A 13,771-nucleotide genomic window follows, 5' to 3' on the forward strand; every position below is an offset into this window, starting at 1 on the left:
AGGCTTTTTTCCGGGTGGTTTGGATAAGGTATGGCAGTAATAAACGACGACATCATTGCATTTGACAGCGCCAAGTCTTCTGACCATATGATGTCGTTTAGAGAGGAGTACCGTAACGCGGTTAATGCCTGTAGGCAGGCCCTGCTCAAAATGTTGCCATAGCGGATGGATGATCTGTTTGAATGCCTGGACGATATTCTTTACTCTCTGGCTGATAAGGCCGGCAGCAATCAGAGTCAACTTCTCTATTTCGATTCTATGCGTGAGCTCCGCAAGGAGCGTGAAGGGATCGAGAACAGATTCAATCAGAGCCTGCTGGAAGGCTACGATCAGTTCTGGAAAAGTGGTCCACGGCCCCGATTTTCTGATCCTGCCGGTGCCCCCCAGCCTGGAGACGAGTTTTCCCTAGTGGAAGACTACGATCTGGAAGAAGGGTTGGCGGTTGACAGTATGGTGTCGAAGGGTGAAAACGCCTACTTCCGCGACCTTTATGCGTTAGATCAAAGGTTCAGTTATCTGCTCAATGGGTTGCAGGTTGCAGGTTGCAGGTTGCAGGTTGCAGGTTGCAGGTTGCAGGGGCAGGAAATCCCGTATCCCCTGCTTTCTTCTGCCGAATATTCAAAGCTTCAATTGCCGAAATATCTATCGAACTGCCGATCAAGCTGATTATTTATAAGCAGTTTGAACGCGAAGTCATTGGCCGCATTGGGCAGTTTTATGACGAGCTCAATGTTACTCTGGCTAAAGCTGGCGTACTGCCGAGGCTGAAACACCATGTGCGGCGTAATCCAGAATATGCGCATCAGCCTGTGGGACGTGACGATTCAGGCGAGCTGGAGAGTAGCCGGGCTGAAGCGGCAGGTTCTCTAATGCAGTCTGAGCTGTTTTCTACATTGCAGCAGTTGTTGGGGCAGCGCAGAGGCAGTCTTTCCAGTGGCAACCCCCTCCCTGTGGTGCCAAATTATGAGTTTGAGACCCTGGATGTCCTCTCCGCCCTCTCTACCCTGCAACATGATGGTGTCGTGGGCGGAACAAACCTGCTTCAGCACCAGGGCGTGGATAGCATCCGTGACAACTTATTCCAGGTGCTGGGTATTCAGCCAGGTAATCAGCAGGAGGCGAGAATTAAACGGGGGGATGAAGATGCGCTTGATATCATCGCCTTGCTGTTTGAGTTTATTCTGGATGATCCGGGGCTCTGTGATGCAATGAGGGCGCTGCTGGGGCGCCTGCAGATACCCATGCTGAAGGTGGCCATTCTTGATAAAACCTTCTTTAGCAGGAAAGAGCAGCCAGCCAGAAAATTGCTGAACAATCTGGCTCAAGCGGCGATTGGCTGGAGTGAGCAGGCGGTCCGGAGCCCGGATGGCCTTTATGGCCGTATCGAGTCTGTTATTGGCCGCGTACTCTCCGAGTTCGACGATAATGTGGGTCTGTTTGCCGAACTGAATGACCAGTTTTCTGCATTCCTCGAGCAGGAGCAACAGGGCGTCAAGGTTGCCGAAAAGCGGGCTGCCCAGGTTACCCAAGGCAAAGAGCAGCTGGATCAGGCCAAGGAGCGGGTTGAGCAGGAGATCAGGCGTTGTCTTGGTGACCGACAGTCTATACCTGCGGTTGTGCTAACCATTCTGGAATATGCCTGGAAAGATGTTCTGCTGCTTATCCGGTTGCGTAAAGGGGTCGAAAGCAAAGAGTGGCGTCAGGCCGTGCGCCTGATGGAACGATTAATCTGGAGCGTGGATCCCAAAAAGGGTAACCAGGAGCGTCAGGAGCTGCTGCAGACGATACCGGGATTGCTTAAGGGGTTAAGAGTTGGATTGAACGGCATCTCCTTCGAGATGCATAAAATGACAAAATTTTTAAGGAGTTGCAACTCTATCATGTCAGCTCGCTGAGGGATGAGGAGTATGCACATCCGGTGGGAATTGTGGCTGTTCCTCCTCCTGTAGATGCCGAAGCAACTGGCGATGTCTTGGAAGAGATTATCGAGGAGATCGCGCTGGAGACGGCAAAACCTTATGCTTCTCCGGCAGATGGCGAAGGTGACAGGTTCTATCATATGGCAGCGTCTCTCGATATTGGCACCTGGCTTGAGTTGAAAGAGGAAGATGCTGTGCTTCGCATCAAACTCTCCTGGCGAAGCGATATCAGCGGTACATCATTGTTCGTCGACCGTAAAGGGATGAAAGCGTATGAGAGATCTCTTGGGGGATTGGCCATTTGGTTCAGGGAAGGGAAGATCTCTGTCCTGGAAGAGACAGGCATGCCGCTGATGGATCGAGCTTTGTCAGCGATGATGAAAGCGCTGCATAAAGATAGCTTGGCATCACCATGAAAATAGTCTGGAGAGTGAATGCTGTGTGCAAATTGTCACCCTGCAATATACGTTTTCTTGTCCTCGATATTCCGTGGTCAAAAACACTGAATACGGGTGTTATTCAATGTTTCCTCATAGTCTGCGGGTAGCATTAACCAAACCGTCCACTCAGTATATAATGCCTCTTTATGTAACCTCAATCGGGAGTTCCCGGTGATTCATGTGGACTGAATATTTTGGAGATCAAATGAGTGAGAAAATGACGGATTCCGGTTTGAAGTACGAAGACCTAGCTGAAGGTGAAGGCGAGACCGCTGCATCCGGACAGACGGTGGTTGTGCATTACACGGGCTGGTTGACCGATGGTACAAAATTCGATTCCAGCGTAGACCGTAATGATCCATTCTCTTTTCCTCTGGGTGTCAACCGTGTGATTCGAGGTTGGGATGAGGGTGTACAGGGCATGAAGATCGGGGGCAAGCGCAAGCTCACCATACCTCCTCAGCTTGGCTACGGTGCCGCTGGAGCGGGTGGTGCTATTCCGTCCAATGCCACGTTGGTGTTCGATGTTGAATTGCTGGAAATTCTTTGAAGCTGCCATCCGCAGACCTCATCAAGGCACAGGTGCGCCTAGCGCTGGATGAGGATATAGGATCCGGCGACCGCACAGCAGATCTGATCTCTGAAGGGGCGCTCTCCCGGGTTGAGGTGGTTTGTCGTGAGCGGGCGCTGCTGTGTGGTACGGTGTGGTTTGATGAGGTTTTCCGGCAGTTGGCACCCGGCGTCGATATTCTCTGGTTGGCTGCTGATGGAGATTGGGTGGATACAGGTAGAGCCGTCTGTGAGCTTCATGGTGACACTAGGGCACTGTTGAGCGGAGAGCGGACATCCCTCAACTATCTGCAAACACTCTCCGGGACTGCCACTCTGGCACACTGTTATGCCGATATTGTCGCCGGTACCGGAGTGCGTATTCTGGACACCCGAAAGACGCTGCCAGGATTGAGGGTTCAACAAAAGTATGCGGTTCTTTGCGGTGGCTGCGATAATCACCGCATAGGCCTTTATGATGCCATTTTACTCAAAGAGAATCATATTCGTGCTGCCGGCTCAGTTTCGATTGCTGTTCGGGCCGCGCTGGCATCCGCCTCGGATATTGAAGTTAAAGTGGAGGTCGAAAGCCTGGCTCAGTTATCCGAGGCGATCAATGCCGGTGCACGGCGTATTTTGTTGGATAACTTTAGTCTGGAACAGCTGCGTGAAGCCGCTGTGTTCGCCGGTGGAAAAGCTAGGCTGGAAGCGTCCGGCGGGGTGAATATGGATACCATAAGAGCGATAGCTGAGACCGGAGTGGATGATATTTCAGTGGGTGCATTGACCAAGGATGTTACTGCCATTGATTTTTCAATGTTGTTTATTGACTAACTGTTTCTAAAACCCAGGCCTTTATATTAACCCGGCGGACATTTACATATTGATATAATGCTTATATGAAAATAGATGCACGCAAGCTCAGAATCGAGCAACAAGAACTCCTGAGACAACAAGCTGTTCAGCTCCGCCTGCAAGGAAAGAGCTTTAAGTAAATAGGCGGCTTATCGAATGTTTATCCAAATACGGCTGGACAGCGGTATAAGTACTAACCGTGTTGGTGGTAAAGAAGCTCTGGCCATCGCGAAGCGAGGATCAAAAAATGCACACCGTTGCCTGATTGAAGCTCAGGAGTAAAAAATCATTGAAGCGATCCGGGATCATGTGCCGGATCAATACAAACTCGGCTCTGGAGACAGACCTGAATTCTGTGTAACTGCCTGTCATTAAACCCAAACAAGGGTGAGGATAGGCAGACGATCGACAAGAAAGAGCTCCAGGCGATAGCCCAGGCGGCCGCTAATCACATCAAAACTGAAGAAGATCTCAACGAGTTTCGGCAAATGCTGCTAAAAATCACGGTCGATGCAGCACTCAACGTTGAACCGGCAGATCATCCTGGCTTTGCCAAACATGAACAACCCGAAGCGAGTAATAGCCGCAACGGCACGACCAGAAAGACCTTGCAAACGGAAGATGGCCAGTTTGAACTGGATACTCCACGAGAAAGAGCGGGCAGCTTTAAACCCCGACTGGTTAAAAAGCACCAGCGTCGATTTACCTCAATGGATGACAAGATCCTCTTCTTGTATGCTCAGGGTATGACGACCCGCGAAATCGTCACGACATTCAAGGAAATGTACGGAGCCGATGTCTCCGCCACACTCATATCCAAAGTTACTGATGCGGTTATCGAGCAGGTTGACGAATGGCAATCTCGCCCCCTGGATGCGATTTATCCCATTGTTTATCTGGACTGCATTGTCGTTAAAATCCGGCAAGACAAGAAAGTGATCAATAAAGCGATTTATCTCGCTCTGAGCGTCATGTGAAGAGACATTTAATTAGCGAAACATAGGGTGGTGGGCAATACCGAGCAATACCGAGCAATACCGAGCAATACCGAGCAATAGTGAGCAATAGTGAGCAATAGTGAGCAGGGAATCAATGGCTTGGAGAAGTTATGGCGACGATTTCACAGATTCAAGCGAAAATCGGCACGACACACGAAAGTCGCCGAAAAATTGTCAACGACAGATGAAATGCGATTAGTGCGGCACCGACATAATGACGCTGTAAAGCGACTTTAAACGGCGTTCACCAAGCTGTTTTAGCGAGGTTACACGCTTTACATCCGGCGGCCGGTCCAGACGACGCGGCCGATGATCGCCAGGTCTTCACCTGGTGTTTCCAGGGAGATGTTAAACGGCTCGTAGGCCCGGTTGTCGCTAGTGACCTTCACCTGACGACCGGGGAGGCGCTTGACCAAGAGGCTGCCATCGATCCGCAGTACGTAGATCCCATCCCGAGGCACCTCCTGGGCGTTGCGGCGGTCCACCAGGATCACGTCCTTAGAGCAGAGGGTGGGCTCCATCGATTCACCATCCACATAGATCAGATAGAAATCGTCCGGGTTGGCATTTAGCTCTTGCCGCACCCACCGGCGCTTGAAGGCCAGTAAATCAATGATCCGTTCCTCTTCCACCACCGCACCGTGGCCCGCCGCCGCTCGCACATCGTAGAGCGGGATCAGGGCGTACTCCGTGTCTGGCTCCCGGATTTCACACGCCCTTTCCTGGAAAGCCAGGTTTGGCTCGACTGGAACCAGGGTCTTCGCGCGCGCGGGCCTCCTCGGTTTTGCTAGACGCCAAGCGCAGGCGCAGCAACTTATTGAAGTCCGCGCCAGTACGATCAGCGAAGACAGCAAGAAAATCAATTTCGGGCAGGCGTTCTCCTCGCTCATATAATGCAAGCGTGTTCGGATGAACGCCGATAATGGCTGAAAAATCTGGCCTCGATCGCTTCTTACGGACACGTTCGAGTTCTTTCCCTATGGTATTTTCAGGTTCCGTAGTCATATTAAGTTTTCAATACGGAACATTATCTGAAGATCCGAAGTATTATCTCATTGTTTTATAAGTTATTTACAAGTCAATCTAATCAAAGAAACATAATCGACTGCGGAATACACTCGATCGTAGTTGACAGCAGACTCTAACGTGTTTAGTGCATGAAGTATGAGCAATCACATACAGTCAAAAAAAGCCAGACATAAAGACTGGCATCGTGCCGATATCAAGGCTGCCCTGGAGAAGGCCGGCTGGTCGTTACGTCGGCTTGCCATTCACCATGGTTATCCCCCTAGCATGGCGATCCATGCCCTAGTGAAACCATATCCAAACGGTGAGCGATTGATCGCTGACGCCATCGGCATGGACCCCTGGAAAATCTGGCCCAGCCGCTATGACGAGAATCACTGCCACATCCGGAAACGGGGCACCTTTCCTGTCCGTCGACCCGCAAATTGGGCGAAGCCGGAGCGGACCTTCCAGTAAGAAGTCTAGCACCTCTGCTGATTCCGGCAATGTAAACCTGAAGGGAGAGTAATAGACGATGCCCAGGCGTATCCGTGACCCCTTGACCATGGACCTGTTCAATATCCCCCGAGCACAGGCACCAACCCCCGGCAATCTGGACCTTGATATAGCGCTAAGGTGTGCCCTTTCCGAGGCACTGAAACACTGCGAGCAGGACCGCTACCGGGTGGCTGCTGATATGAGTCGGCTCACTGGTCACGATATCAGCAAGTATATGCTCGACGCCTACACTGCCGATAGTCGCTCTGATCACAATTTTCCCTTCCGTTACGCCAGCGCATTCGAGTCTGTTACCGGCTCTTTCTGCCTGACGAATCTGCTTGCGAAGGCACGGGGCTGCGAAGTCCTGGTGGGGGACGACGCGCTGCTGGCGGAGCTGGGCCGGGTGGAGCAGATGGAAGCTGAATTAAAGCATCAAAAAGCGGCCTTAAAACGCTATTTAGAGGCACGTAAATGAAAGCGGAGAAGCAGTGGCAAGAAGGCACAAGCCTCAAGTTCAACTTTTGCACTGATGAGATAGAGACTTTCCTGGATAACTTAGAAACGATAATCGCGCTGGATCATAAGGATGAGCTTGAGGCACTGGCATCTGAGGTATTCATCTACCGGGTTACCGATGGAGCGCCGGTATGAGCGAGGAACGCCTCTATAGCCATCAGCAGATCGCCGAGGCGATGGGCAAAACTAGGCAGGCGATTCAATACCGCGCATCAAACGGCATGAAGGGTAACAAAAAGCGCCAGCCCGAAGCCTCTTGGCCCATCGCTAAGCGAGAGAAAGTACAGGGTGGCTGGGCAATATTCCATCGTTACGACAATCTCCCAACCGACATTCAGAAGGCCATAGACGCCCGGGAGGAAGCCAGACGTGCCGTCGCCGCCGTTGCCCGTGTCAACGAAATGGCCCGTGAGGAAGATGCCCGTTATGCCCGTGAGATGGCCGAGGCAGGCAAGAGCCTGGGAGAGATGGAACAGGAGAAGGCAGATGCGAAGCGTGCCAAACGGATAAGACGTATAGAGGAAGGCCGCAGGAAATTCGGCCAACTGCCAAAGGATGATCCCAAGCGCAAGCGCGCCAAGGCCCTGGAGTGGGTGCTGCACTCGGTAGGCGAATATCGCCGCACTCACAGGCTGGGCGGCAAACAGGCCCGTATCGAATACTGTGCCAAGATAGCCAGCGGTGAGATCGTGTTGCCGGAGTGGGTTGAGCCGCATATGCCGAAGCGAGAAAACCAGCGCCACCTGGTAGAGCCGACCCTGCGCAGATGGGTCTACACCTATAAAGAAGATGGCATCTGGGGGCTGACCCCAGGCTGGGGCAAGAGCCTCGGCAACTCCAGGATCAACAACAACTCCGGCCTGTTTCGCCTGGTGCTTGGCGCACTGATCAAATATCCACAGATCACTCCCCGTACGGTTAAAGAGTTCCTGACGGCCGAGCACCCGGAGCTGAATATCTGCTCACAGAAGGCCATTGAGCGATTTTTCAAGCACTGGAAGGATGAAAATTCACAGATCTGGACCTATATCAGCCACCCGGACAAGTGGAAAAACATCTACATGGCGGGCGTCGGCTCAGTGTTCGAGCAGATCGCCCGGCCTAACCAGCTGTGGGAGCTGGATTCCACGCCCGATGACTGGCTGCTGACCGATGGCCGTCACTCGGTGGTGGGTTGTATCGATATGCACACCCGCCGGGTGAAGTTGTTCGTGAGCAAGAGCAGCACGGCGGCCGCTGTGAAGCAGGTACTAAGGCGCAGCATGTTGGACTGGGGTGTTCCGGAGGCGGTTCGCACCGACAACGGCAAGGATTACGTTTCCGATGAAGTTGATAGCCTGCTGTGTGATCTCGAGATATGCATCCCCTTCGCATCGGAGGATAAGGGCACCATCGAGCGCTTTTTCCGCACCATGAGCCACGGTGTGCTCAATCTGCTGGAAGGATTCATCGGACACAACGTGGCCGAGCGTAAAGAGATCGAGTCCCGCAAAAGTTTCGCTGAGCGCATCATGAAAAAGGCTGCCGTGGTCGAGGTGCAGATGTCGTCCTCTGAACTGCAGCAGAAACTCGATGAGTGGGTCGAGCATTACTATGAGCAGAGCCCACATGGCGGGCTGAGCAACCAGAGCCCATGGGACGTGTGGCGCGCCTGGAACAAGCCATTGCGCAAGATCACAGACGAACACGCGCTGGATGAGCTGATGACAGAGATCGGCGGCATCCGCGTCATCGGCAAGAAGGGCATCCGCTACGACAACCGGCATTTTTTCGATCAGGATGGTTTGATATTCCACCACGTCGGGCGCCAGGTGATGCTGCGGCTGGACGAACAGGACATGGGCCACCTGGCGGTCTACCTGGACGGGGCCTTTCTCTGCTGGGTCGAAGACCCGGACACCACCGGAATTAGTCGGCGTGAGTGCGCCAAGGCGATCAAGCACAGCCAGAAAGAAGTTCATGGGCGAACAGGCTGCTGAACTCAAGCAGTACACCAAAGAGGTCAAAAAGAACCCGGCCCAAGCCATTGTGGACTACCGCAAGTCGCAATCAGAAAACGTGGTGGACCTGCCGAAGCGCACCGAAGAGTACAGCACCCCGGCCCTGGAGGCGACGGGTGAGGCGGCGCGCACCCGGCTTGACGAAGGCAGTCTGGCCGATACGGCCACCGGCGAGATCATCGCGCAACCCACCACGGCAGAGGTGGTGGACTACGACGCCTTCCGCACAGATTTTGAGAAGAACAACAAGCAGGTATTGGCCGAAGAGGATGGTCGCCGCATTCACGCGCATTGGTTGCGCGTGGAAGCCGACATCGAGTCTCACGAGCCTGTCAGCCTGGAGCTTCGTCGCGGTCTGGAAATCTATCGACAGAGCGGACAGTACCGCTCACGGCAAGAGCTATTCGACGCCTTTGGTCTGACCGCCGATGATTTTGTTTGAGCCGCTACCGCCATCCATGGCTCATGCGACATAAGTCCATCCGTGGACAAAAGAGACGCCCGGGTGCAACGGGGCGTGAGAGCAACGTCAAAACGACATCGACATTGGAGTAAATATTATGCGTTATCGCATTCTACCCGTCAAAAACATTTCCCGAATCAAGGACGCTGGTGATGCCTTGATCAGTCGCAGCATGGGAATGCCCGGTATGGGTTTGATTTGGGGGCCTACCGGATACGGCAAAACCACTGCGGCCACCTGGTTCATTAACCAGTGCCACGGTGTGTATATTCGAGCTATACGGCTCTGGTCTCCTCGCTCCATGCTGGACGCCATGATGCGGGAACTGGATTTGTATGGAAAAGGCATGAACAACGGGCAAAGGGTCGAGGCCATTATCCAGGGGCTGGCAGAAACGGGTCGCCCACTATTTATCGATGAGGCGGACTACGTGATTGATAGCCAGCGTCTGGTCGATACCCTGCGCGATATTCACGACCTTTCCAGTGTGCCGGTCATTCTGATCAGTATGCAGGGTATCTGCAAGAAGCTCAATCGCAGGGGCATGGAGCAATTCACCGGGCGTATTGCACAGTGGGTGGAGTTCAGCGGGGCAGACATGGAAGATACGCAGCTGCTGGCGGATGGACTGTGTGAGGTGAAGGTGGCGGAGGACCTGCTCGAACATCTGCATCGTATAGCCAGCCCAAAGAACAAACAGAATGAAGTCCTTGGCAGTGCGGAGATTCGTCGCGTGTTGGTTGGGCTGGAGCAGATTGAGCAGTTCGCCCGATCCCGTGGATTGGACACCATCAGCGAAGCCCAGTGGACGCGGGGAGATGACTTCTTCAAGGGTCAGGCGGCCAGGCCGGTGCCTGCCGGCAAAGTGGCCAGTATCCGGAGCGTTTGATGGCCAGACTTCGCGGGTCCAGGTCACGCGTGTCGAACCGACAACCCTGCGCCCGAGACAGGGCCTGGCAGAGCATGCGGATTCTTGTCCGTTTTACGCTGCCTGACCTGATGGCCACGGCCGATATCGGACAATACAACGCCCGTAAATATGTGACTGGTCTGCGATGCTCGAAGTATCTCGCCATCGCCAAAGCAAGAGATGAAGGACGGAAGGGAGGCCATGAGGTTTATCGGTTAGTCCGCAATACCGGGCCAAAAGCGCCCCGGCTGCAGACGGATGGCCGTACCTATGATCCCAATGAACACAAAGTATATGACGGAGGACTCACACAGTGAGTAATTGGATTAACGTACTGCGGACAGAGTGTGAAAGCACATCACAAAGCAAGGCCGCTGCACTCATAGGCTACTCAACAGCGGTAGTCAATCAGGTGTTTAAAGGCACATACAACGGCGACTTAATCAGTGTTGAAGAGGTGGTAAGAGGGGCTTTAATGGGGGCAACGGTTGAATGTCCTGCGATTGGAACCATCCCACGTAATCGCTGCATCGAACATCAGCGCCGCAGCAACAACTTTGCATCCACAAATCCGTTGCGGGTGCAGCTGCATAAGACCTGCCCTACCTGTGAAAACCGGAGGAACCGATGAACAGACCAACCTGTAATGGCCGCTTGGTCGCACAGATGGAAGATGCTTTACGGTGCATAACCAAGTTGGCACAGCGAGGACTGGCGATTGCAAGAGTCGAACTCGGCACACTGCCGCGACCGCGCATCATCATCGATGCGCCTTACCTTGAGCCAGGTGGTCTCAAAGGCGGCATGCTGCGGATAAACCCGGAAAAGATCACCTATGCCACCGACTATGAACACTGTCAGGTTGAGTGGGAGGTGTCGGCATGAGCACGGGAAGCGATGACATTACGATCACATCGATACAACAGACACAGGAGGAGAGACCCATGCAGACAACTGAACAGATCCCCGATGGCTACATGCGCAACGCCGTCGGCCACCTGGTGCCGGAAGGCCAGGTGCGCGAGCAGGACAAACTGCGCGATGATCTGGTGCTCTGTCTGGCCGCCCGTGCCCACGAGCTGAACGCAGAACTGGCGAAATTCAAAGAGCAGGCCCTGAATGATATCGAGGACCTGATCCAGATCGCCGCCGAGCGTTACGACACCCGAATAGGTGGACGCAGGGGCAACGTCCAGCTCGCCAGCTACGACGGGCGCTACAAGGTACAGCGTCGGATTGCCTTCACTGAAGAGCTGGAGGCGGCCAAGATGCTGATCAACGGATGCATCACCCGCTGGAGCGAGGGCGCCAACAACAACATTCGCGCCCTGATCGATCGGGCGTTCCGCACCGACACCCAGGGGCAGATCAAGAGCGCTGCCGTGCTGGAGCTGCTGCGGCTGGAGATCGACGATGCAGAATGGCAGCGCGCGATGGACGCCCTGCGGGACAGCATCCAGACCGTGGGGACCGCTATCCACGTGCGGGTGTACGAGCCATCGGCGACAGCGGCCAGTACCGGGTGATCCCGCTCGATCTGGCGGCGGTGTAGTGGCCGAGTCTTCACTGATCGACGAGCTATAAAGGGATCAACTGATGAGCCAGCATCCAGCCAACCTTGAAACCAGTGATCGCCTCAAGCGCGTCTATGACTTGCTATCCGGCGGCCGGGAACACTCCACCATGGCCATCATCCAGGAGGCCCAGGTCTGCGCCGTCAACAGCATCATCGACGAGCTGCGCAACAACGGTGTGGATGTACGCTGCCGGAAAGAAGGTCGGCTGTTTTTTTACAAGCGGTGGGATCTATGAGAATGCAGATGACATTGAAATTGCCATCACCAAAGCTGGAGAGGCTGCTGGATATTTTGTTGAGCCGCTGGACGTGGTGAATGCTGCGCTCAACGCAAAGAATGGGCTGGTAGAGAGTGATGGGTAACGGTAAGAAGTGGACCGAGGCAGAAAAGATGCTTCTACGGCAGCAGTATTCCGATACACCAAGCCACGAATTGGCCGTGCAATTCCAGCGCACGGTTTGCCAAGTCTATTCCGAAGCGAATTCTATGGGGCTGAAAAAATCCGAGGAATATCTGGCCAGCCCTGCGGGCGGGCGTCTGCAGCCAAGCAATGACAAGGGAGGCAAAACCCGATTCAAGCCCGGTCATCAGTCGTGGAATAAAGGTATTAGTTATAGGGCTGGCGGGCGATCAGCAGAGACCAGGTTCAAACCCGGTCTACGCGGCAGCAAGTGGGTTCCTATCGGTTCCGAGCGCATCACCAGGGATGGCTACAGCCAGCGCAAGATCAGCGATACCGGCAACACACCGTGCGATTGGGTAAGCCGAAACCGACCGATGAGTGATGCACTTAACCTGGCCCTGACCATTACCGCCGCCGACCTGTTCAGCGGCGTGATGCGTAAGTTCGAGAACCGTATTACCGGCGCGGGTGGGGCCGCCCGACGGGTCCGCAAGGACTACGACACAATGGCCACCTCGGTGAACCGGGGCATCAAGTCGCTGGCGGTGGGCGGCTACATCGTCGCCAAGATGCGGCCCGGCATAGCGGCGGCGGCCGCCCTGGCCACCTATGAAAAACTTGACCCGGTGCTCACCGGAAAGGCGCTGATCGGCATCGGAACCCCGTTCAAGATCGCCGCCTCCGGCTATGCCGATCTGGCGGATCAGATCTCCCGTGCGGCCTCAGCCTCTACCGCCGAGATCGCCGAAGCGGCCAAGTATGCCGCCGGGCCGCTGGCATCGATGCAGCGCTCATCCAGCGAGATGCTGACCCTGATCGCGTTGATGGCCCAGCAGGGCGTGAAGGGTTTAATGGCCGGAAGAACTTCTTTTTGAAGGCCGCAGAGCAGCAGATGTTCAGGAATGCCAATGGTGAACTCAAGAGCACGGTCGAGATTATCGAGATCCTGCGCAAGAAGACCGATGGCATGGGGGGGCACAGCGCAGTGGCATTCTGACCAAGGTGTTCGGCCAGGAAGGCTTGCCGGTGGCGTTGGCTCTGCTCCAGAAGGGCGAGAAGAGCTTTGAGGATATTGTGCAGTCGATGCACGATGCGCAATCGTTGTCCGATAAGCTCAATGAATCCATGAAGGGCCTGAACCGGCAGATCGACAGCCTGGGCGGCACCGGCAAATCCACGCTGGCGATATTGTTTCAACCGGCCCTGGAGCCACTGACCGCCGTTATTGGAAAGACCAACGAATGGACGGCGGCACTGGGCAAGGCTGCGCTGGAAAATGAGAACGTCGGCAAGGCGGTGACCTATGGTACGGCGGCCGTGGGTGGCGGGGCCATCGCTTACGGGGTCGGAAAGCTGTTCCAGGGCGGCCTGGCCGGCCTGCGGGTGATGAAGGGCCTGAAGGGCTTGGGCGGTGCCGCCGCCGGGATCGCCACCGGCGTGGCCCCGGTGTTCGTCACCAACTGGCCGGGGGGCGCCGCCGGCGCGGCGGGCGGCATGGCTGCCGGAGGCGTGGCGGGGAAGATCTTCTCCCGGGCCAAGACCACCCTGGGCCTGTTGGCCTCCACGCCGCTGTCAAAGCTGTCGATGTTCGGGGCGGGGCCGGTGCCGCCGGGTATGGCATCGGCACGCTGATCG

18 protein-coding genes and 2 pseudogenes are annotated in these 13,771 nt (G+C 54.9%); 19 read left to right on the top strand and 1 reads right to left on the bottom strand.

The genetic code is table 11. The features are described from left to right. Positions 1 to 165: 165 nt before the first annotated feature. The 5 genes and pseudogenes from MN084_RS03260 to MN084_RS03280 form a co-directional block, all read left to right on the top strand. Positions 166 to 666, top strand: a complete 501-nt coding sequence (locus MN084_RS03260; RefSeq protein WP_241084866.1) for a DUF1631 family protein — start codon at positions 166 to 168, stop codon at positions 664 to 666. Next, positions 564 to 2,335: pseudogene (locus tag MN084_RS03265) on the top strand (DUF1631 domain-containing protein). Before MN084_RS03260 ends, MN084_RS03265 begins: the two are co-directional and overlap by 103 nt. Positions 2,336 to 2,564: 229 nt before the next feature. Beyond that, the gene (locus MN084_RS03270; protein WP_241084863.1) at positions 2,565 to 2,909 is read left to right on the top strand and encodes an FKBP-type peptidyl-prolyl cis-trans isomerase; all 345 of its coding nucleotides are present in this window, start codon (positions 2,565 to 2,567) and stop codon (positions 2,907 to 2,909) included. Positions 2,910 to 2,911: 2 nt separating this feature from the next. Further along, a complete protein-coding gene (nadC, locus tag MN084_RS03275) occupies positions 2,912 to 3,742 on the top strand; it encodes a carboxylating nicotinate-nucleotide diphosphorylase (protein WP_241086011.1) in 831 nt (276 codons plus the stop codon). Between the two features lie 425 nt (positions 3,743 to 4,167). Further along, positions 4,168 to 4,734: pseudogene (locus tag MN084_RS03280) on the top strand (IS256 family transposase); the annotation flags it as partial. Between the two features lie 302 nt (positions 4,735 to 5,036). Here the strand turns inward: MN084_RS03280 and MN084_RS03285 are convergent. Next, positions 5,037 to 5,651, bottom strand: a complete 615-nt coding sequence (locus tag MN084_RS03285) for a S24 family peptidase (protein ID WP_241084862.1) — start codon at positions 5,649 to 5,651, stop codon at positions 5,037 to 5,039. A 274-nt stretch (positions 5,652 to 5,925) separates the two neighbouring features. Here MN084_RS03285 and MN084_RS03290 point away from each other — a divergent pair, with 274 nt between their 5' ends. The 14 genes from MN084_RS03290 to MN084_RS03355 all read left to right on the top strand — a co-directional run bounded on the left by MN084_RS03290 (position 5,926) and on the right by MN084_RS03355 (position 13,768). Further along, positions 5,926 to 6,243 (top strand): helix-turn-helix domain-containing protein, encoded by a 318-nt coding sequence (locus MN084_RS03290; protein ID WP_330178312.1) that lies wholly within the window; start codon positions 5,926 to 5,928, stop codon positions 6,241 to 6,243. Between the two features lie 58 nt (positions 6,244 to 6,301). Further along, positions 6,302 to 6,742 (top strand): hypothetical protein, encoded by a 441-nt coding sequence (locus MN084_RS03295; RefSeq protein ID WP_241084860.1) that lies wholly within the window; start codon positions 6,302 to 6,304, stop codon positions 6,740 to 6,742. Beyond that, on the top strand, positions 6,739 to 6,918 hold the full coding sequence (locus tag MN084_RS03300; RefSeq protein WP_241084859.1) for a hypothetical protein: 180 nt from the start codon (positions 6,739 to 6,741) through the stop codon (positions 6,916 to 6,918). The genes MN084_RS03295 and MN084_RS03300 overlap by 4 nt, the downstream gene beginning before the upstream one ends. Beyond that, complete coding sequence (locus tag MN084_RS03305; RefSeq protein ID WP_241084858.1) at positions 6,915 to 8,762, top strand: Mu transposase C-terminal domain-containing protein; 1,848 nt, start codon at positions 6,915 to 6,917, stop codon at positions 8,760 to 8,762. The genes MN084_RS03300 and MN084_RS03305 overlap by 4 nt, the downstream gene beginning before the upstream one ends. After that, on the top strand, positions 8,743 to 9,225 hold the full coding sequence (locus MN084_RS03310) for a hypothetical protein (RefSeq protein WP_241084857.1): 483 nt from the start codon (positions 8,743 to 8,745) through the stop codon (positions 9,223 to 9,225). The genes MN084_RS03305 and MN084_RS03310 overlap by 20 nt, the downstream gene beginning before the upstream one ends. Positions 9,226 to 9,343: 118 nt before the next feature. Further along, the gene (locus MN084_RS03315; protein ID WP_241084856.1) at positions 9,344 to 10,135 is read left to right on the top strand and encodes an AAA family ATPase; all 792 of its coding nucleotides are present in this window, start codon (positions 9,344 to 9,346) and stop codon (positions 10,133 to 10,135) included. 74 nt (positions 10,136 to 10,209) lie between these two features. After that, positions 10,210 to 10,473, top strand: a complete 264-nt coding sequence (locus MN084_RS03320; RefSeq protein ID WP_330178188.1) for a hypothetical protein — start codon at positions 10,210 to 10,212, stop codon at positions 10,471 to 10,473. Then, positions 10,470 to 10,787, top strand: coding sequence for an XRE family transcriptional regulator (locus MN084_RS03325; RefSeq protein ID WP_241084854.1), 318 nt, complete (start codon positions 10,470 to 10,472; stop codon positions 10,785 to 10,787). Before MN084_RS03320 ends, MN084_RS03325 begins: the two co-directional genes overlap by 4 nt. Continuing rightward, on the top strand, positions 10,784 to 11,041 hold the full coding sequence (locus tag MN084_RS03330; RefSeq protein WP_241084853.1) for a hypothetical protein: 258 nt from the start codon (positions 10,784 to 10,786) through the stop codon (positions 11,039 to 11,041). Before MN084_RS03325 ends, MN084_RS03330 begins: the two co-directional genes overlap by 4 nt. A gap of 59 nt (positions 11,042 to 11,100) precedes the next feature. Then, entirely contained in the window at positions 11,101 to 11,682 is a 582-nt protein-coding gene (locus tag MN084_RS03335; protein WP_320416320.1) for a DUF3164 family protein, read from the top strand. 70 nt (positions 11,683 to 11,752) lie between these two features. After that, on the top strand, positions 11,753 to 11,968 hold the full coding sequence (locus tag MN084_RS03340; RefSeq protein ID WP_241084852.1) for a hypothetical protein: 216 nt from the start codon (positions 11,753 to 11,755) through the stop codon (positions 11,966 to 11,968). Positions 11,969 to 12,087: 119 nt separating this feature from the next. Continuing rightward, complete coding sequence (locus MN084_RS03345) at positions 12,088 to 13,011, top strand: phage tail tape measure protein (RefSeq protein ID WP_241084851.1); 924 nt, start codon at positions 12,088 to 12,090, stop codon at positions 13,009 to 13,011. Next, entirely contained in the window at positions 13,008 to 13,133 is a 126-nt protein-coding gene (locus tag MN084_RS03350; protein WP_277400014.1) for a hypothetical protein, read from the top strand. Before MN084_RS03345 ends, MN084_RS03350 begins: the two co-directional genes overlap by 4 nt. A gap of 5 nt (positions 13,134 to 13,138) precedes the next feature. Further along, complete coding sequence (locus MN084_RS03355) at positions 13,139 to 13,768, top strand: hypothetical protein (protein WP_241084850.1); 630 nt, start codon at positions 13,139 to 13,141, stop codon at positions 13,766 to 13,768. Positions 13,769 to 13,771 lie beyond the last annotated feature (3 nt).

The organism is Candidatus Vondammii sp. HM_W22 (assembly GCF_022530855.2).
Taxonomy (GTDB): Bacteria; Pseudomonadota; Gammaproteobacteria; order Chromatiales; family Chromatiaceae; genus Vondammii.

What these genes read in the sequence shown, in the direction of transcription:
- MN084_RS03260 (WP_241084866.1), top strand. Translation starts at nt 166, where the DNA reads ATGGATGATCTGTTTGAATGCCTGGACGATATTCTTTACTCTCTGGCT.
- MN084_RS03270 (WP_241084863.1), top strand. Translation starts at nt 2,565, where the DNA reads ATGAGTGAGAAAATGACGGATTCCGGTTTGAAGTACGAAGACCTAGCT.
- MN084_RS03285 (WP_241084862.1), bottom strand. Translation starts at nt 5,651, where the DNA reads ATGAGCGAGGAGAACGCCTGCCCGAAATTGATTTTCTTGCTGTCTTCG.
- MN084_RS03290 (WP_330178312.1), top strand. Translation starts at nt 5,926, where the DNA reads ATGAGCAATCACATACAGTCAAAAAAAGCCAGACATAAAGACTGGCAT.
- MN084_RS03295 (WP_241084860.1), top strand. Translation starts at nt 6,302, where the DNA reads ATGCCCAGGCGTATCCGTGACCCCTTGACCATGGACCTGTTCAATATC.
- MN084_RS03300 (WP_241084859.1), top strand. Translation starts at nt 6,739, where the DNA reads ATGAAAGCGGAGAAGCAGTGGCAAGAAGGCACAAGCCTCAAGTTCAAC.
- MN084_RS03305 (WP_241084858.1), top strand. Translation starts at nt 6,915, where the DNA reads ATGAGCGAGGAACGCCTCTATAGCCATCAGCAGATCGCCGAGGCGATG.
- MN084_RS03310 (WP_241084857.1), top strand. Translation starts at nt 8,743, where the DNA reads ATGGGCGAACAGGCTGCTGAACTCAAGCAGTACACCAAAGAGGTCAAA.
- MN084_RS03315 (WP_241084856.1), top strand. Translation starts at nt 9,344, where the DNA reads ATGCGTTATCGCATTCTACCCGTCAAAAACATTTCCCGAATCAAGGAC.
- MN084_RS03320 (WP_330178188.1), top strand. Translation starts at nt 10,210, where the DNA reads ATGCGGATTCTTGTCCGTTTTACGCTGCCTGACCTGATGGCCACGGCC.
- MN084_RS03330 (WP_241084853.1), top strand. Translation starts at nt 10,784, where the DNA reads ATGAACAGACCAACCTGTAATGGCCGCTTGGTCGCACAGATGGAAGAT.
- MN084_RS03335 (WP_320416320.1), top strand. Translation starts at nt 11,101, where the DNA reads ATGCAGACAACTGAACAGATCCCCGATGGCTACATGCGCAACGCCGTC.
- MN084_RS03340 (WP_241084852.1), top strand. Translation starts at nt 11,753, where the DNA reads ATGAGCCAGCATCCAGCCAACCTTGAAACCAGTGATCGCCTCAAGCGC.
- MN084_RS03345 (WP_241084851.1), top strand. Translation starts at nt 12,088, where the DNA reads ATGGGTAACGGTAAGAAGTGGACCGAGGCAGAAAAGATGCTTCTACGG.